This is a genomic window from Pseudomonas sp. JS3066 (genome assembly GCF_036328175.1).
In the GTDB taxonomy this organism is placed as follows: domain Bacteria; phylum Pseudomonadota; class Gammaproteobacteria; order Pseudomonadales; family Pseudomonadaceae; genus Metapseudomonas.
The window spans coordinates 4,490,064-4,510,868 of sequence record NZ_CP143312.1 but is presented as its reverse complement, the minus strand read 5'-3'; the positions used below and the strand labels follow the sequence as shown (position 1 = coordinate 4,510,868).

Below are 20,805 nucleotides of genomic sequence, written 5' to 3'. Positions count from 1 at the left end.
GCGGCAGCCGCCCCACGGGCTTCTCAGGCGCGGCAACCCGTCAGAACGTCCCGCTGAGCTTCAGCGCTTCGTAAACGGCATAGACGGCCAGGGCAGCGAAGGCGATGGCGGCCAGGCGGCGGATCAAGGTTAGCGGCAGGCGGTCGGCGGCGAAGTTGCCGGCCAGCACCACCGGTACGTTGGCGATCAGCATGCCGAGGGTGGTGCCCATGACCACCATGACGAAGTGCGGGTACTGGGCGGCCAGCATCACGGTCGCGACCTGGGTCTTGTCACCCATTTCGGCGAGGAAGAAGGCGATCAGCGTGGTGAGGAACGGGCCGTACTTCTTCAGGCCGGACTCTTCGTCGTCATCCAGTTTGTCCGGCACCAGGGTCCACAGGGCCACGGCGGCGAAGGATGCCGCGAGGATCCAGCTGAGGGTGGCGGCAGAGAAGAAGCTGGCGACCCATGAACCTACGGCGCCAGCGGCGAAGTGGTTGGCCAGGGTAGCCGCGACGATGCCCCAGATGATCGGCCAGGGTTTGCGGAAGCGGGCGGCAAGCAGTAGTGCGAGCAACTGAGTCTTGTCGCCGATTTCGGCGAGGGCAACGATCAGCGTCGGGACGAAGAGGGATTCCAGCATCAGGGTTCCTACGGGGGCGGGTCGACTAATCACCATGACACACGCAATCTGCCCACCCCGGGTCAGGTTGTATGTGTCATAGGTCTTGTCAAACCGCTGGCCTGTCTTTGCAGGCTCGGGGTCGCATGCGCCATGGTCTGTGGACCAAGTGTGTTGACGCACGCCGGGCGAGCAGGGCGCTCGCGGGAGACTACTCCCCTAGGACGGGGCGCATTTTGCACAAGCCGGGCCGCCCCGGCAAGCGCGAAATGCCGGTCGGTCAGTTGTCGCCGCCGCGCACGTCCATCTCCGAGTAGGCGACCAGACGGCTGCCCTTCTTCATGCGATAGCCCAGCCAGATGGCGAGGAACAACGGCAGGCTGATGTAGGTGGCCGCCAGACCGGCCCAGTCGATCTTGTCGCCGAAAAAGGCCTGGTAGTTCTGCCCGAGGGTGATCAGCAGGCACAGGGTGAAGGCGAACAGTGGTCCGAAGGGGAACAGCTTGGCGCGGTAGGGCAGGTCTTCCAGGCGCCCGCCTTGGGTCAGGTAGCCCTTGCGGAAGCGGTAGTGGGAAATGGCGATGCCCAGCCAGGCGATGAATCCGCACATGCCCGAGGTGTTCAGCAGCCAGGTGTAGAGAGTGCTGTCACCGACGATGGAGGTGAAGAAGCACAGCGCGCCGACCAGGGTAGTGGCATAAAGCGCGTTGCGCGGCACGCCACTGGCGGAGAGGCGCGCGAAGAGTTTCGGCGCTTTGCCCTGCAGGGCGAGGTTGTAAAGCATGCGGGTCGAGGCATACATGCCGGAGTTGCCGGCGGAGAGGATGGCCGTGAGGATCACCGCATTCATCACGCTGGCTGCGGCAGCGAAACCGGCACGCTCGAATAGCAGGGTGAAGGGCGACACGCTGATATCGCTGGCGTCGTTCTTCAGCAGGTTCGGTTCAGTGTAGGGAATCAACATGCCGATCACGAAGATCGCCAGGATGTAGAACATCAGGATGCGCCAGAACACCTGGCGGATGGCGATGGGGATGTTCTTCTTGGGGTTCTCCGATTCACCTGCGGCGATGCCGATGAGCTCCGTACCCTGGAAGGAGAATCCGGCGATCATCGCCACCCCGACCATGGCCTGCAGGCCGCCGACGAAGGGCGCATCGCCTGTGGTGAAGTTGCTGAATCCGGGGGATTCGATGCCGCCCATGATGCCGAAGATCGTGGCCAGGCCGATGCCGATGAACACCACCACCGTCACCACCTTGATCAGCGCGAACCAGAACTCGCTTTCGCCGAAGCCCTTCACCGAGATCACGTTGAGCAGGAACATCAAGCCGAGGAACAGGGCGCTCCAGTAGATGCCGGGCACGTCCGGCAGCCAGAAACTCATGATCAGCTGCGCCGCTACCAGTTCAGCGGCAATGGTCACCGCCCAGTTGTACCAATAGTTCCAACCCAGGGCGAAACCGAATCCATCGTCGACGAAGCGGCTGCCATATGTGCTGAACGAGCCGGAAACCGGGATGTGCGCGGCCATCTCGCCCAGGCTGGTCATCAGGAAGTAGACCATCAGGCCAATCAGTGCGTAGGCCAGCAGCGCGCCGCCCGGCCCGGCAGTTGCGACCGTGGCGCCGGAGGCTACGAACAGGCCGGTACCGATGGAGCCGCCGATGGCGATCATGTTCAGGTGGCGTGGTTTGAGGGAGCGATGCAGCCCATCCTTGAGTGGAGTAGCGCTGGCAGTGTTCAAATTGGTCACAAAGATCTCCAGATCCCCCCCGCCGAGGCCAGGGGAGAGGGCGGCTATTGGATGCCGCTTGAGCAAGGGTATTGAGGCGGTGCCCGCCAGGTCAGGCCAGGCGGGCGCGGTAAATGCGGAAGCCATCCCCTTCGGCGAGGGTCTGGCAGGGGCCGAGATGGTACTCGATAAGCGGTGGGTACTTGAGGAAGCTGTTGGCCACGATACGCAGCTCACCGCCCGGCCGCAGGTGGTTGCGGGCCTCGTGCAGCAAGTCCTCGCTGGCCTGGTAGTCGGTGTGCACGCCCTGGTGGAACGGCGGGTTGCTGATGATTGCGCAAAGGCCTGCCGGAGCGCCATGGATACCGTCGGCGGCGATCACCTCCCCTTCCAGTCCATTGGCGGCCAGAGTCAGGCGGCTGCTGGCAACGGCGAACGCATCGACGTCCAGCAGGGTCAGCTGGCTCTGTGGATATCGCCGTTTGAGTACCGCGCCCAGTACGCCGGCGCCGCAGCCGAAGTCCAGCAGATGGCCATTGGGCAGGCCATCCAGTTGCTGCAGGAGCAGGGCGCTGCCGCGGTCCAGGCGGCCATGGCTGAAGACGCCGGGCAGGCTGACCACTTCCAGCGGGCCGTCGGCCAGATCCAGCGAGTAGCGCTGGGCCAGGGCCTCCAGGTCGGGGGCGGCGGGGGTCTGCTCAATACTCACCTGCCACAGCTGGCAATGGCGCGCGCTATCCAGTTTGCGCGGCTTGCCGAACGCGGCCAGTTGCTTGGCAGCACGCTCGATACCGCCGCGTTTCTCGCCGACGAGGAAGAGTTCACCGCCGGGCAGGCGGGCCGCAAGCGCGGCCAGCAGGTAGTCAGCCAGTTCACGGGACTTGGGCAGGAAAAGCACCGCAGCGGTGAAAGGGGTATCCGGCGGCGTGGTGCCGAAATGGCTACGCCCGGCAAAGCGGCTTTCAAGGGCCGCCTGGTCACCGGCGTGCCAGCTCCAGCCACTGGCCTGCGGCAAGGTGCCGAGCAGGTCGTCGGCGGGCAATCCGGCCAGTAACACCGCCCCTTGGAACAGATCGGCCTGTCGAAGCAGGACTTCGCTGCGTGGGTCCATCTAAAGGAGATCCTGATAAAAGCAGCGAATTTTATCAGGAAGTTGTAGGAACTAGCTGACGACTCTGACGGGCGAATCCTTCAGCCAGGCGGCGCCGTTCTCGGCAAGCTGTTGCACGATGCGCTGGCGGGCCTCGCGGCTACCCCAGGCGCTGTGCGGGGTGACTATCAGGCGCGGGATGTCGGTGGCCAGCAGAGGGTTGCCATCCCGTGGCGGTTCCTGGGTCAGTACATCAGTCGCGGCACCGCCGAGGTGGCCGCTGCGCAAGGCGGCGGCCAGAGCCTCTTCGTTCACCAGGCCGCCGCGGGCGGTGTTCACCAGCAGGGCGCCCGGTTTCATCAGGGCCAGTTCGGCGGTGCCGATCATGTCGCGGGTCTGCTCGTTTAGCGGGCAATGCAGGGTCAAGGCATCCACCTGGGGCAACAGTTCGTGCAGCGGCAGGCGGTCGGCGCGAGGTGGGCGACCCGGTAGCTGGCCGAGCAGCACGCGCATGCCGAAGGCCTCCGCCAATCGGGCCACCGCGCCGCCCAGCTCACCGTGTCCGAGCAGGCCGAGGGTCTTGCCGTCCAGTTCGAAGATCGGGAAGTCCAGCAGGCAGAACTGGCTGGACTGCTGCCAGCGGCCGGCGCGCACGGCGGCCTGGTAGTCCGGCAGGCTGGTGGTCAGGGCGAGCAGCAACGCGAGGGTGTGCTGGGCCACCGAGGGCGTGCCGTAGGCCTGGCAGTTGCAGACAGTGATGCCGCGGGCGCGGGCCGCCTCGAGGTCGATGTTGTTGGTACCGGTGGCGGCTACCAGGATCAGCTTGAGAGCCGGGTTGGCTGCCATCGCTGCCGCGTCGATGTGCACCTTGTTGCTGATCGCCACCTGGGCACCGCTCAGGCGTTCCGCCACTTCGGAAGGCGCAGTTTGCCCATGCAGTTGCAGCTCGCCGAAGACTTGTCGCAGCGGGTTCAGGTCGAGGTCGCCGAGATCGAGGGAGGCGTGATCGAGGAAGACGGCGCGGCTGCTTTTCATGCGGGGCTGTACCTTTTGCGAGTCCGTGGGAAGGCGTAAGGTTGCCAGCCTAACAAAGCTTGTTACATCCCTTGGAGGTCGCATGTACTGGACGGAATTCCTCACCGTCGCCCTGATCCACCTGCTGGCCGTGGCCAGCCCCGGACCGGACTTCGCCATCGTGGTGCGCGAGAGCGTGGCCCATGGGCGCCGCGCCGGAACCTGGACCGCGCTTGGCGTGGGCACGGGCATCTTCGTGCATGTGGCCTATTCGCTGCTGGGCATCGGCCTGGTCGTGTCCCAGTCGATCATGTTGTTCAACGCGCTTAAGTGGGCTGCAGCGGCCTACTTGCTGTACATCGGCATCAAGGCCCTGCGGGCCAAGCCGGCCGACCCAGTCGCTACCGAGGCCGCGCTCATGGCTGGCGAACGCAGTCCGCGTGGAGCCTTCGTCACCGGTTTCGTTACCAATGGCCTGAATCCCAAGGCAACCCTGTTTTTCCTGTCGTTGTTCACGGTGGTCATCAACCCGCACACGCCGCTGGCGATCCAGGCCGGCTACGGCGTTTACCTGGCTTTCGCCACTGCCACGTGGTTCAGCCTCGTGGCGCTGCTGTTCAGCCAGCGCCGGGTGCGTGCAGGATTCGCCCGTATGGGGCACTGGTTCGACCGGCTGATGGGAGCGGTGCTGGTGGGGCTGGGGATCAAGCTGGCCTTTACCGAGCTGAAATGAACCACGCTGGGCGGGCCTTCAGCCCGCTTGGCGTATGAGTTCGCCCCCGCAGGTAACGGTTCATCCTTTCCGTAGGAGCGAGCTTGCTCGCGAAGGATCGTGCTCGGACTGTTCGCGAGCAAGCTCGCTCCTACACGCCCGGTAAGTCGCCAGGCGCAAAGGTCATGCTTGGCGCAGGGGGCACAAACAATTCCACGTCCTACAAGCGTGGTTTTTCTATTCCTTCTCCAGCGTGGCCAGCAGCCCCAGGCTGTTCACGTACTCCTTCGGATTCTTACCCAGCAGGCGCCGGAACATGGCGCTGAACGCACGGCCGCTGCCGTAGCCAAGGTCAACGGCCACTTTCTGCACGCTCTGTCCCGACAGCAGACGCGGCAAGGCCTCGGTCAGCCGCAATTGCTGGCGCCAGTCGTTGAAGCTCATGCCCAGTTCGCGAGCGAACAGTCGGGCCAGGGTGCGGCTGCTGGCGCCTACTTCCAGTCCCCAATCTTCCAGCGTGCGGTCCTGTTCCGGAGCTTTCAGCAACGCCAGGCAGATGGCCCGCAGGCGGCGGTCTTCCGGCAAAGGCAGGTGCAAGGGCATGTGCTCCAGGGCGGCGATTTCGTGGAGGACCAGCCGTTGCACCAGGGACTTGTGCTCCTCGGCGTCCATTTCTTCCAGTTGAACGGCGCGCAGGACCAGCTCCCGCAGTAGGGGCGGTACCGCCAGCACGCAGCAACTGTCGAGCGAGGCGGGCGCTGCATCGGCGGTGATGAACAGGGTACGCATCTGCACCTGCCCGGCCATGAAGATCTGGTGCTCCACGCCCGGCGGAATCCACACCGCCTGGGTCGGTGGTATCACCCAGGCACCGGCTGTGGTGACCAGACGCATCAGACCTCGTGCCGCGTAGAGGAACTGCGCTTCCTCGTGGCAGTGGCGCTCGACATGGGCACCGTCCTGATAGTCGCGGGCGACCGCACTCAGGCGGCCTTGCTGGTGGAGTCTGATGAGCATGTCTGATTCGATGACTTCTATGGCAGGTTGGTTCAATGCGGACAACCTAGCATGGCCGCTCCACCAACAAGAACGTCGCCGTCATGAATCGACCCCGCACCGTTATCCGCTTCATCAATGCCGCCCATGTGATCGACCACATGTTCATGCTCATCTTCCCGGCTGCCGTGCTTGGCATGGGGCGCGACTTCGGTCTGGCCTACGGCGAGCTGATAGGCCTGTCGCTCGGCGGATTCATCGCCTTCGGTGCATGCTCGCTACCTGCCGGTTGGCTGGGGGATCGCTGGAGCCGGCGCCAGATGATGCTGCTGTTCTTCCTGGGTATCGGCGCCTCGGCCATCTTCACAGGCCTGAGTACTTCGGTCCCGACACTGGTGGCGGGCCTTACCCTGGTCGGAGTGTTCGCCGCCATCTACCACCCGGTGGGCACGGCGATGCTGGTGGCCCATGCGGAGAGTCGCGGACGTGAGATCGGCATCAACGGTATGTGGGGCAACCTGGGAGTGGCCTTTGCGGCGTTGCTGACGGGTTTTCTCACGGTGCGTTTCGGCTGGCGCGTGGCATTCATCCTGCCGGGCGTTGTGGCCATGCTGGTGGGGTTCTGGTTCGCCTGGTGCGTGCGCGACGAGGCTGCGCCCGTGGCAGCGGCCGGGGCCCGGCGTGGAGGTCTTGCGGGCGGGGTCTCCATGCCACTGGTATTCGGCGTGCTGGCATTGGTGACGGCCACCGGCGGGGTCGTGTTCAACGCGTCCACCGTGACCTATCCCAAGCTGTTCCAGGAGCGCCTGCATGACCTCTTCTCCACACCGGAAACCCTCGGCCTGGTGGTCAGCCTGGCTTACGCCTTCGGCGCCATCGCCCAGTTGCTGATCGGCCGGGTGATCGATCGCGTCAGCCTGAAGGTGCCCTTCGTCCTGCTTACCTTTTGCCAGGCGCCGCTGCTGCTGGCCATGGCCTGGGTCGATGGCGGGGTGGTGATCCTGCTGGGCGCGGCCTTCATGTTCGTGGTGTTCGGCCAGGTGACGGTGAACGATTCGATGGTCGCCAACTTCGTGGCACCGCAATGGCAGGCACGAGTGTTCGCACTGCGCTATTTCGTTTCCTTTGGTGCGAGTGCCGCGGCAATCCCGATGATTGCCTTCATCGAGCCGAGACAGGGGCTGACGGGGCTGTATCTGGTGCTGGTTGGATTCGCGGTGCTGACCTTCGCGGCAGCGCTAGTGTTTCCGCGCACGCCGGCGCATGTGCCGAAGGTGGTGGCGGCATAGCTCTTGGAAACTCCCTCATTCCCAGCCGCTCTCCGGGAAGTAGAAGTGCTCGCGCCTGTTAGGCAAAAGCCATACTGACGTCCACTCACACAAAAAAAGGCGCAGCCAAAGCCGCGCCTTTCTCTATCCAGCGATGGGCCTTAGAGCAGCTCGATCGCTACCGCAGTCGCTTCACCGCCACCGATGCACAGCGAAGCCACGCCGCGCTTGCCGCCCTTGTTACGCAGGGCGTTGATCAGGGTGATGATGATGCGCGAGCCGGTGGAACCAACCGGGTGGCCTTGGGCGCAGGCGCCGCCGTAGACGTTGACCTTGGCGTGGTCCAGGCCGTGTTCGCGCATGGCCAGCATGGTCACCATGGCGAAGGCTTCGTTGATCTCGAACAGGTCGATCTCGTCCTTGTTCCAGCCGGTTTTCTTGAGCAGGTTGGTCATGGCGCCAATCGGGGCGAGGGTGAATTCGGCCGGGTCCTGGCTCTGGGTGGCGTGGCCGACGATCTTCGCCAGCGGCTTGAGGCCACGGCGGGCGGCTTCTTCGGCGGTCATCAGGACCAGTGCGCTGGCGCCATCGGAAATGGAGCTGGCGTTGGCGGCGGTGATGGTGCCGTCTTTCCGGAAGGCAGGCTTGAGGCCTGGGATCTTGTCCAGGTTGGCGGTCAGCGGTTGCTCGTCGTCTTTGACCACGACCTCACCCTTACGGGTGGTGACGGTCACCGGGACGATTTCGGCGGCCAGTGAACCATCGGCAATGGCGGCCTGGGCGCGCTTGAGGGATTCGATGGCATAGGCGTCCATTTCTTCTCGGGAAACGCCGTACTTGTCGGCGGTTTCCTGGGCGAACGAGCCCATCAGACGGCCGGTACGGGCATCTTCCAGGCCATCGAGGAACATGTGGTCCTTGATTTCGCCATGGCCCATGCGCAGGCCGGTGCGGGCCTTTTCCAGCACATAGGGGGCGTTGGACATGCTTTCCATGCCACCGGCCACCATTACGGAGTTGCTGCCGGCCTTGAGCAGGTCATGGGCCAGCATCACGGCCTTCATGCCGGAGCCGCAGAGCTTGTTGATGGTGGTGCAACCGGTGGCTGCGGGCAGGCCGGCATTCAGCGCCGCCTGGCGGGCCGGGCCTTGCTTGAGGCCAGCAGGCAGCACGTTGCCCATGATCACTTCCTGCACGTCGGCCGGCTGGATGCCGGCGCGGTTGACGGCCTCGCGTATGGCCAGCGCTCCAAGGTCCACGGCGGAAACGCCGGACAGGCTGCCCTGGAAGCCGCCCATGGGAGTACGGGCGCCACTGACGATAACGATATCGGACATCTCGAACCTACCTCTGTGGATTACTGGCCGCGACCGGCCGGAGCGCCGGATTCTATCTCGTGACCAGAAGGCTAAAAAGAGTCATCCATCAAATCACTCTTTTGACTGATTTGCGCCTGGCCAATGCGACCTAAAGTCGGGAACAACGAAAAGTTTCCCAACCTCGCCAGGTGTGCCTCATGCTTCAGACCCGCGTCATCAAGCCCGCTGAAAACGCCTACGTCTATCCCCTGCTGATCAAGCGCCTGCTGATGTCCGGCAGCCGCTACGAGAAGACCCGCGAGATTGTCTACCGCGACCGCATCCGCTACAGCTACGCGACCTTCAACGAGCGCGTCGCGCGCCTGGCCAACGTACTTACCCAGGCCGGGGTGAAGGCTGGCGACACCGTTGCGGTGATGGATTGGGACAGCCATCGCTACCTGGAGTGCATGTTCGCCATCCCGATGATTGGCGCCGTGCTGCACACCATCAACATCCGTCTTTCGCCGGACCAGATCCTCTACACCATGAATCACGCCGACGACCGCTTCGTGCTGGTCAACAGCGAGTTCCTGCCGATCTTCAAGGCCATCGGTGGTCAGTTGACTACGGTGGAAAAGACCCTGCTGCTCACCGACGGCAGCGACCACGATGCCGACCTGCCGAACCTGGTGGGTGAGTACGAGACCCTGCTGGCAGCGGCCAGTCCGAAGTACGATTTCCCCGACTTCGATGAAAACTCGGTGGCGACCACCTTCTACACCACCGGTACCACCGGCAATCCCAAGGGCGTGTATTTCACCCATCGCCAACTGGTGCTGCATACCCTGTCCATGGCCGCCACCATCGGCGCGCTGGACAGTATCCGCCTGATGGGCACCAATGACGTCTACATGCCCATCACCCCGATGTTCCACGTGCATGCCTGGGGCGTGCCTTACGTGGCCACCATGCTCGGGGTGAAGCAGGTTTACCCCGGCCGCTACGAGCCGGACATGCTCTGCAAGCTGATCCGCGAAGAGAAGGTCACCTTCTCCCACTGCGTACCCACCATCCTGCAGATGGTGATGAATGCGCCCACTGCCCAGGGCCATGATTTCGGCGGCCTGAAGATGATCATTGGTGGCAGTGCGCTGAACCGTGCCCTGTATGAGTCGGCCAAGGCTCGAGGCATCCAGCTCACCGCCGCCTATGGCATGTCCGAGACCTGCCCGCTGATCTCGGTGGCCCACCTCAACGAAGAGCTGCTGGCCGGCAGTGAGGATGAGCGCACCACTTACCGCATCAAGGCTGGCGTGCCGGTACCGCTGGTCGAGCCCGCCATCATGGATGCCGACGGCAAGTTCCAGCCGGTGGACGGCGAATCTCAAGGGGAACTGGTGCTGCGCGCGCCCTGGCTGACCTATGGCTACTTCAACGAAGCGCAGAAGAGCGAGGAGCTCTGGGAGCACGGCTGGCTGCACACTGGCGACGTGGCAACGCTGGACGGCATGGGCTTCATCGATATCCGCGATCGCATCAAGGATGTGATCAAGACCGGTGGCGAATGGATCTCTTCCCTTGAGCTGGAAGACCTGATCAGTCGTCACCCGGCGGTACGCGAAGTGGCAGTGGTTGGGGTGCCCGATCCGCAGTGGGGTGAACGTCCCTTCGCCCTGGTGGTGGTTCGTGACAACCAGAGCCTGGATGCCAAAGTGCTGAAGGAACACCTCAAGCCGTTCGTCGAGCAAGGTCACATCAATAAGTGGGCAATTCCCAGCCAGATCGCCGTTGTTACTGAAATTCCCAAGACCAGCGTGGGCAAACTGGACAAGAAACGCATTCGTGTCGACATCGCCCAATGGCAGGCTGCCGGGAGCACTTTCCTCTCCGCACTCTGACCTTTCGTCCCTCGTCCGCTGAACAGCCCAGGCCGCGCCTTGCGCGGCCTGGGCTTTTTTTCGGCCAGGCAACCAAGCAAACGCTTGGCTTGTTAATTGCTGCTTTCTGAAAATTACTGGCTATCTTTCCTATCGAAGGATCGGACTAGTCCGTCGGAAGGTGCGAGCCAGAGTGCCTGGGGGTTCCAAATCACACTTTCGAGGGATCAAGCGCTAATACCCGCTGGCTATAGTCCGCAACCATCAATAACAAAAAACACATGGAGTAGCGTCGATGACAACAACCACAACGTTCTGGCGCCTGGCGAAACTGCCACTGGCCGTAAGCCTCGCTTCCACGCTTGCAGCTCCGGCCTTCGGCGTGACGTTCAACCTCGGTGAAATCGAAGGCCAGTTCGACTCTTCGCTGTCCGTGGGGGCCAGTTGGTCGATGCGGGGGGCCGACAAGGACCTGATCGGCGTGAACAACGGTGGAGACGGTCTGTCCCAGACCTCCGACGACTCCCACCTGAACTTCAAGAAGGGCGAAACCTTCTCCAAGATCTTCAAGGGCATCCATGACCTCGAACTGAAATACGGCGATACCGGCGTCTTCGTTCGTGGCAAATACTGGTACGACTTCGAACTGAAGGACGAAAGCCGCCTGTTCAAGGACATCGACGACAGCAATCGCAAGGAAGGCGCCAAGTCGTCCGGCGCCGAACTGCTCGACGCCTTCGTCTACCACAACTACAACATCGCCGATCTGCCGGGCAGCGTTCGCCTGGGCAAACAGGTGGTGAGCTGGGGTGAAAGCACCTTCATCGGCAACAGCATCAACTCCATCAACCCGGTAGACGTGTCCGCATTCCGTCGTCCGGGCGCCGAGATCAAGGAAGGCCTGATCCCGGTCAACATGTTCTATGTGTCCCAGAGCCTGACCGACAACCTGTCCGCCGAAGCCTTCTACCAGATCGAGTGGGACCAGACCGTCGTCGACAACTGCGGCACCTTCTTCGCCCAGCCGGACGTGATCGCCGACGGCTGCGACCAGAACCTGGCCGTACTGCGTACCCAGCAGGGTCTTCGCAATGCCCTTGCAGCCGCCCGTCTGCCGGCTGCAGCCCAGAACAACATTGTCAGCGCATTGCAAGCCCGCGGCGTGCAGTGGGGCAACCCGGACGAAGGCGCGATCGTCAAACGTGGTCCGGACCGCGACGCCCGTGATGATGGTCAGTGGGGTACCGCTTTCCGCTACTTCGCCGAGGAGCTGGATACCGAGTTCGGCCTGTACTTCATGAATTATCACAGCCGCAACCCGTACTTCAGCGGTCGTGGCGCACCGGCCGCCTCCTACTCGCCGACCGCATTGGGTCAGGCGCTGGGCGGCGCATTGGCTGGCACCATTCCTGGCGCCGCGATTCCGGGCACCGTCAATGCCCTGGTACCGCAATTGCTGCCGCTCGTAGTTGCCGGCAACAGCCAGTACTACGTTGAGTACCCGGAAGACATCCGCCTCTATGGCCTGAGCTTCTCCACCACCCTGCCCACGGGTACCGCCTGGAGCGGTGAGGTCAGCTACCGTCCGAACCTGCCGGTACAGCTGAACACCACCGACATCCTGTTCTCCGGCCTGAGCCCGCTGAACCCCAACGTGTCGGTGCTGACCGGTCGTCCGAACACCGACCAGCCTGGCTATCGCCGCAAGGAAGTCACCCAGTTCCAGACCACCTTCACCCACTTCTTCGACCAGGTCATGGGCGCCAGTCGTCTGACGTTGGTGGGCGAAGTCGGTGTCGTCCATACCGGCGGCCTGGAGAGCACGACCGAGGCTCGCTACGGCCGTGACCCGGTCTTTGGTCCTGGCCCGCTGCCGGCTGGTCAGTGCCGTGCGCTCAACCTGAGCACCCTGGGTAGCGCCACTGCGGAAAACCTCACCAAGTACTGCGAGGACGACGGCTTCGTCACCACTACAGCGTGGGGTTACCGCGCCCGTGCCGTGTGGGACTACAACGACGTATTCGCTGGTATCAACCTGAAGCCCAGCATCGCCTGGTCCCATGACGTCGATGGCTACGGCCCGAACGGCGTGTTCAACGAAGGCAACAAGGCCGTGAGCCTGGGCCTGGATGCCGAGTACCAGAACACCTACACCGCTAGCCTTGCCTACACCGACTTCTTCGGCGGCACTTACAACACTTCGATCGATCGCGATTTCCTCGCGCTCAGCTTCGGCGTGAACTTCTAAGCGGTCTGGAAATTTGAGGAAGACGATGAAAATGAAAACAACAAAGAGTCTGCTGCAAACCGGCGTGCTGGCGCTGTCCCTGCTGGCCACTGGTGTCATGGCTGCGGTATCCGCCGACGAAGCGGCCAAACTGGGCTCCACCCTGACGCCCATGGGCGCGGAAAAGGCCGGCAACGCCGATGGTTCCATCCCCGAATGGACCGGCGGCCTGCCGAAGAATGCCGGCAACGTCGATGCCCGCGGTTTCCTGTCGGATCCCTTCGCCAGCGAGCAGCCGCTGTTCACCATCACCGCGCAGAACGTCGACCAGTACAAGGACAAGCTGACTCCCGGCCAGCTGGCGATGTTCAAACGCTACCCCGACACCTACAAGATGCCGGTGTTCAAGACCCACCGTTCGGCCACGGTGCCAGACGGCGTGCTCGAGGCCACCAAGTTCAACGCCACCAATACCAAGCTGGTCGAGGGTGGCAACGGCCTGGAAAACTTCCGCACCGCCAACCCCTTCCCGATTCCGAAGGACGGCCTGGAAGCGATCTGGAACCACATCACCCGCTACCGCGGCGGCAGCGTGCGTCGTCTGGTGACCCAGGCGACCCCGCAGCCGAACGGCTCCTACAGCCTGGTGTACTTCCAGGACGAGTTCACCTTCCGCGACAAGCTGAAGGACTACGACGCGAGCAAGCCGAGCAACGTGCTGTTCTACTTCAAACAGCGGGTAACTGCGCCGTCCCGCCTGGCCGGTAACGTGCTGCTGGTGCACGAGACCCTCAACCAGGTGAAGGAGCCGCGCCTGGCCTGGCTCTACAACGCCGGTCAACGTCGCGTGCGTCGCGCCCCGCAGGTGTCCTATGACGGTCCGGGTACCGCGGCTGACGGCCTGCGTACTTCCGATAACTTCGACATGTACAACGGCGCACCGGACCGTTACGACTGGAAGCTGGAAGGCAAGAAGGAGATTTACATCCCCTACAACAGCTACAAGCTGGATGGCCCGAACCTGAAGTACAGCGACATCATCAAGGCCGGCCATATCAACCAGGACCTGACCCGCTACGAGCTGCACCGCGTGTGGCATGTGGTAGCCACCCTGAAGCCGGGCGAGCGCCACATCTATGCCAAGCGTGACTTCTACATCGACGAAGACACCTGGCAAGCCGCCGCCATCGACCATTACGACGGTCGTGGCACCCTGTGGCGCGTTGCCGAGGCTCATGCCCAGTACTACTACAACCATCAGGTGCCGTGGTACACGCTGGAAAGCCTCTACGACCTGCTGTCCGGCCGTTACCTGGCGCTGGGCATGAAGAACGAGGAGAAACAGTCCTACGACTTCAGCTACACCGCTGGCGAGAGCGATTACACCCCGGCGGCCCTGCGCCAGGCGGGCGTTCGCTGATCGCTGCAACACCCTGTTGCGAAGCCGGCCTCCGGGCCGGCTTTTTCTTGTCTGTACTTCCTTCCCGGCGGGGCTTCTATTGGCTCTCCCGAACGGCTAGGCTCCTTCGAGCTCGCCCCCCGCACGTACAACATTCCTAGAAGCTGGGTGATGACCGTACTGACCAGTTCGCGAACCATTTCGTCGTCCGCTGTCCCCGTGGCAGATGCGCGCTTTTTCCGCCCGCCGCGTCCCGCCGGCCATGTCCCGCGTCCGCGCCTGTGCGAGCGGCTTGCCGCCGGCCTCGACGGTCGTCTGCTGATGCTCAGTGCCCCCGCCGGCTTTGGCAAAAGCTCCCTGGCGATCGAGTTCTGCGAGGACCTGCCTGATGGCTGGCAAAGTCTGTGGCTCAGCCTGAGTCGGCGCGACAGCGATCCGGGGCGCTTTCTCGAGCGCTTGCTGGATGGCCTGCGCCAGTTCTATCCGGGCCTGGGCGACGAAGCCATGGGGCACCTGAAGATGCGCCAGCGCCACCAGCCTTTCGCCTTCGAGCAGTGGCTGGATGGCCTGCTCGACGAAGTCGCCGAGCGCCTGGATGCAAACCAGCCGCTGCTGTTGGTGCTGGACGACTATCACCTTGCGCAGAACGCAGTGCTCGATCGCTGCCTGCAGTTCCTCCTCAACCACTTGCCCGATGGCTGGGTACTGCTGGTCACCAGTCGCCAGCGCCCGGACTGGCACCTGGCGCGGCTGCGCCTGTCGCGTCACCTGTTGGAGCTCAATGAACAGGACCTTCGCCTGACTGAGGACGAGTGCCTGGCTCTGCTCAGCAGCCAGGGCACCAAACTCGATAGCGACGACCTTGAAGGCCTGCTGCAACGCAGTGAAGGCTGGGTCGCCGGCCTTCGCTTGTGGCTCCTGGCCGGCCAGGAAGCACCGGCTGGTACTGGTGTCGAGCAGGTCGCCCATGGCGATGAGAGCCTGATTCGCGAATACCTGCTGGAGGAAGTCATCGAGCGACAGCCGCCCGAAGTCCAGGCCTTCCTCTTCGAGACCGCCCGCTTCGAGCGTTTCTGCGCCGAGCTCTGCGATGCCGTGCGCGAGAGCCACGACAGCGCCGCGATCCTACGCCACCTGCAGGCGCACCAGGTGTTCCTGGTGCCGCTGGACGAGCAGGGCCAATGGTTCCGTTATCACCACCTGTTCTCCGATCTGTTGCGTGCCCGTGGCACCACGAGCCTGACGCCTTCCGGAATGCACCTGCGCGCCTGCCGCTGGTTCAGCGCACGTGGGCTGCTGGATGAGGCGGTGGAACAGGCCCTGCGTGCTGGCCAGCCCGATGTGGCGGCCTCGCTGGTGCAGAACCTGTCCGAGGAGCAACTGCTGGCCAACCAGAACATCGCCATGCTGCTGCGCTGGAAGATGGACTTGCCCGACAGCCTGCTGTCCAGCACGCCGCGCCTGATCGTGCTCTACAGCCTGGCCCTGGGCCTGGCTTGCCAGCTGGATGCAGCGGAAGAACTGGCCAGCAACCTGGCGCGCTTCCTGCCCGCACCGGACGCCGCTCAACAGCGCAGCCTGCTGGTGCAATGGCAGGCCATCAACGGGCTGATCGCCCGTGGCCGTGGCGATATCGAGCGTGCGGAAGCTTCCTGTACCGAGGCCCTGACTGCGTTGTCGCCGGAGAACTACGGCCAGCGCCACCTCTGCCTGTCGCTGCTGGGGAATATTGCCCTGGTGCGCGGCGACCTCTGGCGCGCTCGTGGCCTCAACCGCGAAGCGCTGGAAATGGCCCAGCGCGGCGCCAATCCGTTGTTCGAGTCGCTGGTCCATTACGACCGTGCCCGCGTCCTGCAGGTGCGTGGCGAAACGCTGCGGGCTCAGGCCGAAGTGCAGAAAGGCCTGGAGCGCCTGCGCGGCGTGGAAGTTCCCAGGGCCTGTGTGGCAAGGGCGCGATTGATGCTTTATCAGGGCTTCCTGCTGTGTATGCGCATGCAGCATCAGGCAGCACGGGTCAGCCTGCAGGCGGGCATTGCCGAAGCCCGTGCCTGCCGCGATATCAGCCTGTTGATCGGGCACTGCGCCCTGGCCGCCCTGGAAGGGCGTGAAGGGCGCTTCGCCGCCGCGTTTGCGCAACTGGCCGAGGCCGAGCGGCTGATGCACATCTGGGACGTACCGCCGGTTTACTACCTGGCGATGATCACCCTGTCCAAATGCGAGCTCTGGCTGGCACAGGGGCAGCTCGAACTGGCGGAAGCCTGGCTGCCACGACTGGAAGAAACCTACGCGGGCGAAGGGGCTGCAGCGGCGCCGGAGTTCCACCCGCTGCTGCCGTTGTGCATCGAGCAGCAATCGGCCGCGTTGTCCCGTGCGCAAGGTAAGGCGGTCGAAGCGGAGGCTCGGCTCAGGGCGTTGCTGGAGAAGGCCGAAAGCCAGGGAATCATGCATGTGGCCCTGGGAGCACGGCTGCAACTGGTAAGTCTGCTGCGCACCAGTCGCGAGCGCGAAGCCTCGGCGTTGCTCGACCGTGCCCTGGAATGCCTGCAATGCGGTTCCCTGCTGCCATATCGGGAGCTGCTGGAGCAGCATCCACAGTGGCTCCGCGAGCAACTGGCGACACGCTCTCCGGATTCGGTGCGCGAATTGCTCGACCTGCTGCCGGGCGCCGAGGTTGCGCTACCAGCGGACGTCGGGGCCGCCGAGGCATTGAGTTCGCGGGAGCTGGCGGTGCTGCAGCTGATCGCCCAGGGCTGCTCCAACCAGGAAATCAGCGAGCGCCTGTTCATCTCATTACATACGGTGAAAAGCCACGCCCGCCATATCAACAGCAAACTCGGCGTGGAGCGCCGCACCCAGGCCGTGGCCCGGGCCAAGGCGCTAGGTCTACTTCGCTGAGGTGGCCTGCGGTACCGAGAGGTCCAATGCCGGCTTGGCCGGTTTCGTCGGAGTGGGTTTGGCCAACTGGGCGTCCACGTCCTGCTGGATGCTGACCAGTACCGGTAGCAGGTCGGCCATGTTCGCGCGCACCTCGTCGTATTGATGTTTCTCCGCCAGTTCGGCCACCCGCGCCAGCAGTTGCCCACGCACATCCGCCGGCAGATGCACGAAAAGCTCCGGCAGTTGCTTGGCCAGTTCGGCGCTGTAGAGCACCAGGTCTTCGCGATTGAACTGGCGGGTCAGACCCAGGTAGTCCAGTGCGCTGGAGGTCAGCATGGCGGCGGCAGCCTTGGTCTCCTGCAGGCCCTGCAGGCGAATCTGGCTGGTCTGTTCCTTTTCGGAAAGCGTCATCCAGAACTCCACCGTGAGGGTGAAGAGGATGGCCTGCTGGCGCAGTGAATAGGTCATCAGGCCCAGCGCCTCGGCACCGTAGGGTTGCTGCGCGGCCTTGAAGTCGAAGTACAGGCGCATCAGCTCCTTGAGCTGGAAGAGCACTTCGCGCGCCTCGTTCTGTCGCAGCTCCAATGGCGCATAGATGTTCAGCTGTGGCTTGAAGTTCTGCTCACTGACCATGCGCGTGTAGATGGGGCCGGTGAACTCGCCGCTGCGTCGCGGCAGGGCGTTGACCTGGGTGGTATCGATCTTCTGCAGGGCCAGGATCAGTTGGTGATAGTCGGCGCTTGACCAGGGGCGCTGGATGTCCGGGATCTTCTGCCCCAGGTAGAACAGCTCGGCGGCCGGTGCGCGCAGGGCGAACACCAGCAAAAGGATGGCCAGCGGCAAGAGCAGGGGGCGTGTTAGCGTCATCGATCAGGACAATCCTGCGGGGAAGGGCCGGCCAAGAGTAACGAGGCCGCGATGCGCCGTCACCCGCGCCTTGGTTGGGAAACAGGCTGATGGAAACGAGCGAGCAGGGTGCCGTGCGTGCGGTGTTCGAGGACCTGGGTGGTTTCAACGCCGTGCGCCAGCAGGGCGAAGGCGAAGGGCCGCTGGTGGGCCATATTCTGCGCGCCAATATCCAGTTGGCGGCCATCCCGGTATTCGCCCGCAAGGGTATCGCCGAGACCACGGTTAACGACTTGCTGGAGGCGGCCCGGGTGTCCCGCCGCACTTTCTACAAGTACTTCGCGAACAAGATGGATGTGCTGGAAAGCATCTATCGCACGGCCGTGGTCCTGCTGCTGGCGCGCTTTCGCGAGATGCAGGACGACGCCGGCAGCGCCGACGCCTGGCTGCGCGGGATGGTGGCGCGTTTCTTCGATTACCACCTGGCCGTCGGCCCCATCATTCGTCTGATGCAGGAAGAAGCCCTGCGTGCCGATTCCCCCCTTGCGAGCCACCGCCAGCGGGCCCACGAGGAGATGGGCCGCCTGCTCGCCGAACGCCTGCATGGCGAAGGTGATGCGCGCGACCCGCTGACCTATCGCGCGCTGATCTGGGCGATGGAGGCGGCATCCCTGGAGCTGCTGGGTAGTGCCGCCTCCGCCAGCGGGATCGAGCGGGCCAAGACGGTGCTGGGGGATCTGCTGATCGCTGCACTGCGCCCACGCGCCCTCTAACACGACGGACACATCCTAGGTTGGGCGCGGTCTTCCGGGCTGCGTGCTGTGATAGGCCCTCGACAACAACAATCACGAGGTGCCCCCGCATGTCCGCATCCAGCTTGCCGCTGTCGCCGCCGCTCGCCGCCGGTTTCGCCCGTCTGGGTTTCGGCTCCCTGCCGCTCGACCGCCTCAAGGCGCGCTATGCCAGCGCCGATAGCGGTTCGCGTTTCATCGAGCTGGATGGTTTCAACGTCCATTACCGCGACGAAGGTAGCCGCGACAAGCCGGCCCTGGTGATGATCCATGGCGTGGTGGCTTCCCTGCATACCTGGGATGGCTGGGTCGAAGCCTTCGCCCCGTACTACCGCATCATTCGCTTCGACGTGCCGGGCTTTGGCCTCACCGGTCCCAAGCGCGGCGGTGACTACTCGGCCGAACGCATGGTCGGCATCCTCGGCCTGCTGATGGATTACCTGGGCGTGACCAGGGCATCCATCGCCGGCAACTCTCTGGGCGGCTACATCGCCTGGAACTTCGCCCTGACTCAGCCGCAGCGGGTCGACAAGCTGGTGCTGATCGACCCGGCCGGCTACCAGATGCGCAAGGTACCGTGGATGATCGCCTCCGCTGCGCTCCCCGGCGCCACCCTGGCCATGCCGCTGTGGATGCCCAGGGCACTGATCGCTCAGGGCATCAAGGAAGTCTACGGCGAACCGGGCCGGATCAGGCCGGGTGTGGTGGATCGTTACTACGACCTGAGCCGCCGCCCTGGTAACCGTCGGGCGATGATGGAGATCTTCCGCGTACTGCTGAAGGTCAACCAGGAGGAACTGGAAGGCACCGGCCAGCGCGTGGCGCAGATCACGGCGCCGACGCTGCTGCTTTGGGGCGAGAAGGACCGTTGGATTTCACCGAAGCATGTGCCGCTTTGGCAGCGCGACCTGCCCGGTATCGAGGTGAAGACCTACCCTGGCGTCGGGCATATCCCGATGGAAGAGATTCCGCAGCAGAGCGCGGCGGATGCGATGAGGTTCTTGTTGGGCTGACCGGTCGAACCTGGCTGTAGGGTGCGCCGCGCGCATCGAGTTTCCCGTGCGGACTTCCTGGTGCGCACGGCGCACCCTACCCAATCACCCCGAGCTCAAAAGAAAACGGCCCCGAAGGGCCGTTTTTCTCATCCGGTCAATGCTCAGGCAGCACTCGCTTGAGGCTCATCGAACTCTTCGCGGGTCTTGTACAGCAGGTCCAGGTTGTCGTGCTGCCACGGATGGAAGCCTTTCTTGAAGAAGTCCAGGTAGGTACGCACCAACGGGCGGAAGATACCGTTGCGCCCCCACATCCAGCTCAGGCCGTCGCGCCAGACGAGCCAGTTCCACAAGAGCCCGTCGCGCTTGAGCATGTGGGCCAGGCCGCGGGTGGTGTCGAGGACGAAGAAGAAGGTGCCCATCATCATCGCCCGGCGCAGCAGGCGATGACTGCCGCAGACCTGGTTGTACACGTCGAAGGCCACTGCCTTGTGCTCGGTTTCCTCCAGCGCATGCCAGCGCCACAGACGCGCCATAACCGGGTGGGCGCCAGCCATGTACTCGGGGTTCTTCAACAGACCATCGGCCATGATCGCGGTGATGTGTTCCAGGGCGGCAGTGGCGGCCAGTTGGCGGCGTGCAGAGAACTTCTTCTGCGTGTAGCGGATGCGTGCCTGGGCGCGGCGCTCGATGGCGCCGATGTCGTAGCCGAGGTCGCGCAGGCGATTGCTGTACTCCAGGTGCTCGCGGCTGTGGTGGCCTTCCTGGCCGATGAAGCCGCGGATCTGCTCCTTCAGGGTCGGGTCGTCGATCTGGTGGCGGAACAGGCGGACCGAGTCGATGAAGAAGCGCTCGCCGTCAGGGAAAAGCACCGACATCGCGTCGAACAGGTGGCTCTTGAAGGCATCGCCACTGTGCCAGTGGCGGGGCAGCGGATTGGGAAATTCGAAATCCATGTGGCGCGGGCGGATTACCAATCCTTCGGGTGTGGTGCTGGCCATGGGGGCTCCTTGAGTCTGTATGGACCATGGTCCCAATATCCGCTTGCCGGGTTTTGTAGGACAAGGTTATCTTCT

At 63.7% G+C, this 20,805-nt stretch carries 16 protein-coding genes and 1 riboswitch; of the genes, 8 read left to right on the top strand and 8 right to left on the bottom strand.

Annotated features, from left to right (window positions below; genetic code table 11):
* Positions 1 to 40 precede the first annotated feature (40 nt).
* From SA496_RS21295 to SA496_RS21280, 4 genes are all read right to left on the bottom strand, one after another.
* Complete coding sequence (locus SA496_RS21295) at positions 41 to 622, bottom strand: TMEM165/GDT1 family protein (RefSeq protein WP_120655356.1); 582 nt, start codon at positions 620 to 622, stop codon at positions 41 to 43.
* A 93-nt stretch (positions 623 to 715) separates the two neighbouring features.
* Positions 716 to 836: riboswitch (yybP-ykoY riboswitch) on the bottom strand.
* A gap of 48 nt (positions 837 to 884) precedes the next feature.
* A complete protein-coding gene (locus tag SA496_RS21290; RefSeq protein WP_120654638.1) occupies positions 885 to 2,360 on the bottom strand; it encodes an amino acid permease in 1,476 nt (491 codons plus the stop codon).
* Positions 2,361 to 2,451: 91 nt separating this feature from the next.
* Positions 2,452 to 3,450, bottom strand: a complete 999-nt coding sequence (locus SA496_RS21285) for a class I SAM-dependent methyltransferase (RefSeq protein ID WP_153918514.1) — start codon at positions 3,448 to 3,450, stop codon at positions 2,452 to 2,454.
* Between the two features lie 51 nt (positions 3,451 to 3,501).
* Positions 3,502 to 4,464, bottom strand: coding sequence for a 2-hydroxyacid dehydrogenase (locus tag SA496_RS21280; RefSeq protein WP_330114419.1), 963 nt, complete (start codon positions 4,462 to 4,464; stop codon positions 3,502 to 3,504).
* Positions 4,465 to 4,546: 82 nt separating this feature from the next.
* Here SA496_RS21280 and SA496_RS21275 point away from each other — a divergent pair, with 82 nt between their 5' ends.
* The gene (locus SA496_RS21275) at positions 4,547 to 5,176 is read left to right on the top strand and encodes a LysE family translocator (RefSeq protein ID WP_120654641.1); all 630 of its coding nucleotides are present in this window, start codon (positions 4,547 to 4,549) and stop codon (positions 5,174 to 5,176) included.
* 216 nt (positions 5,177 to 5,392) lie between these two features.
* On the opposite strand, the gene SA496_RS21270 is transcribed toward SA496_RS21275, so the two are convergent.
* Positions 5,393 to 6,172 (bottom strand): AraC family transcriptional regulator, encoded by a 780-nt coding sequence (locus SA496_RS21270; protein ID WP_330114418.1) that lies wholly within the window; start codon positions 6,170 to 6,172, stop codon positions 5,393 to 5,395.
* Positions 6,173 to 6,255: 83 nt separating this feature from the next.
* Here SA496_RS21270 and SA496_RS21265 point away from each other — a divergent pair, with 83 nt between their 5' ends.
* Positions 6,256 to 7,440 carry an MFS transporter gene (locus SA496_RS21265; RefSeq protein ID WP_330114417.1) on the top strand — a complete coding sequence of 395 codons (1,185 nt, stop codon included), beginning with the start codon at positions 6,256 to 6,258 and terminating at the stop codon, positions 7,438 to 7,440.
* A 140-nt stretch (positions 7,441 to 7,580) separates the two neighbouring features.
* Here SA496_RS21265 and SA496_RS21260 read toward each other — a convergent pair whose 3' ends face one another.
* Complete coding sequence (locus SA496_RS21260) at positions 7,581 to 8,756, bottom strand: thiolase family protein (protein ID WP_120654644.1); 1,176 nt, start codon at positions 8,754 to 8,756, stop codon at positions 7,581 to 7,583.
* A 179-nt stretch (positions 8,757 to 8,935) separates the two neighbouring features.
* Between SA496_RS21260 and SA496_RS21255 the strand changes: the two genes are divergently transcribed.
* The 4 genes from SA496_RS21255 to SA496_RS21240 all read left to right on the top strand — a co-directional run bounded on the left by SA496_RS21255 (position 8,936) and on the right by SA496_RS21240 (position 17,118).
* Positions 8,936 to 10,618 carry a fatty acid--CoA ligase gene (locus tag SA496_RS21255; protein ID WP_330114416.1) on the top strand — a complete coding sequence of 561 codons (1,683 nt, stop codon included), beginning with the start codon at positions 8,936 to 8,938 and terminating at the stop codon, positions 10,616 to 10,618.
* 274 nt (positions 10,619 to 10,892) lie between these two features.
* Entirely contained in the window at positions 10,893 to 12,845 is a 1,953-nt protein-coding gene (locus SA496_RS21250; protein WP_120654646.1) for a DUF1302 domain-containing protein, read from the top strand.
* 31 nt (positions 12,846 to 12,876) lie between these two features.
* Positions 12,877 to 14,244 (top strand): DUF1329 domain-containing protein, encoded by a 1,368-nt coding sequence (locus SA496_RS21245; RefSeq protein ID WP_120654647.1) that lies wholly within the window; start codon positions 12,877 to 12,879, stop codon positions 14,242 to 14,244.
* A 150-nt stretch (positions 14,245 to 14,394) separates the two neighbouring features.
* Positions 14,395 to 17,118: a LuxR C-terminal-related transcriptional regulator gene (locus SA496_RS21240; RefSeq protein ID WP_153918524.1), complete on the top strand. Its 2,724-nt coding sequence runs from the start codon at positions 14,395 to 14,397 to the stop codon at positions 17,116 to 17,118.
* Here SA496_RS21240 and SA496_RS21235 read toward each other — a convergent pair.
* Positions 17,107 to 17,967 (bottom strand): hypothetical protein, encoded by an 861-nt coding sequence (locus SA496_RS21235; protein WP_153918526.1) that lies wholly within the window; start codon positions 17,965 to 17,967, stop codon positions 17,107 to 17,109. The genes SA496_RS21240 and SA496_RS21235 overlap by 12 nt on opposite strands.
* A gap of 89 nt (positions 17,968 to 18,056) precedes the next feature.
* Between SA496_RS21235 and SA496_RS21230 the strand changes: the two genes are divergently transcribed.
* Positions 18,057 to 18,719, top strand: coding sequence for a TetR/AcrR family transcriptional regulator (locus SA496_RS21230; RefSeq protein WP_120654650.1), 663 nt, complete (start codon positions 18,057 to 18,059; stop codon positions 18,717 to 18,719).
* A gap of 89 nt (positions 18,720 to 18,808) precedes the next feature.
* Positions 18,809 to 19,750 carry an alpha/beta fold hydrolase gene (locus SA496_RS21225; protein ID WP_153918528.1) on the top strand — a complete coding sequence of 314 codons (942 nt, stop codon included), beginning with the start codon at positions 18,809 to 18,811 and terminating at the stop codon, positions 19,748 to 19,750.
* A 143-nt stretch (positions 19,751 to 19,893) separates the two neighbouring features.
* Here SA496_RS21225 and SA496_RS21220 read toward each other — a convergent pair whose 3' ends face one another.
* On the bottom strand, positions 19,894 to 20,730 hold the full coding sequence (locus SA496_RS21220) for a metal-dependent hydrolase (protein WP_330114415.1): 837 nt from the start codon (positions 20,728 to 20,730) through the stop codon (positions 19,894 to 19,896).
* Between the last annotated feature and the right edge of the window lie 75 nt (positions 20,731 to 20,805).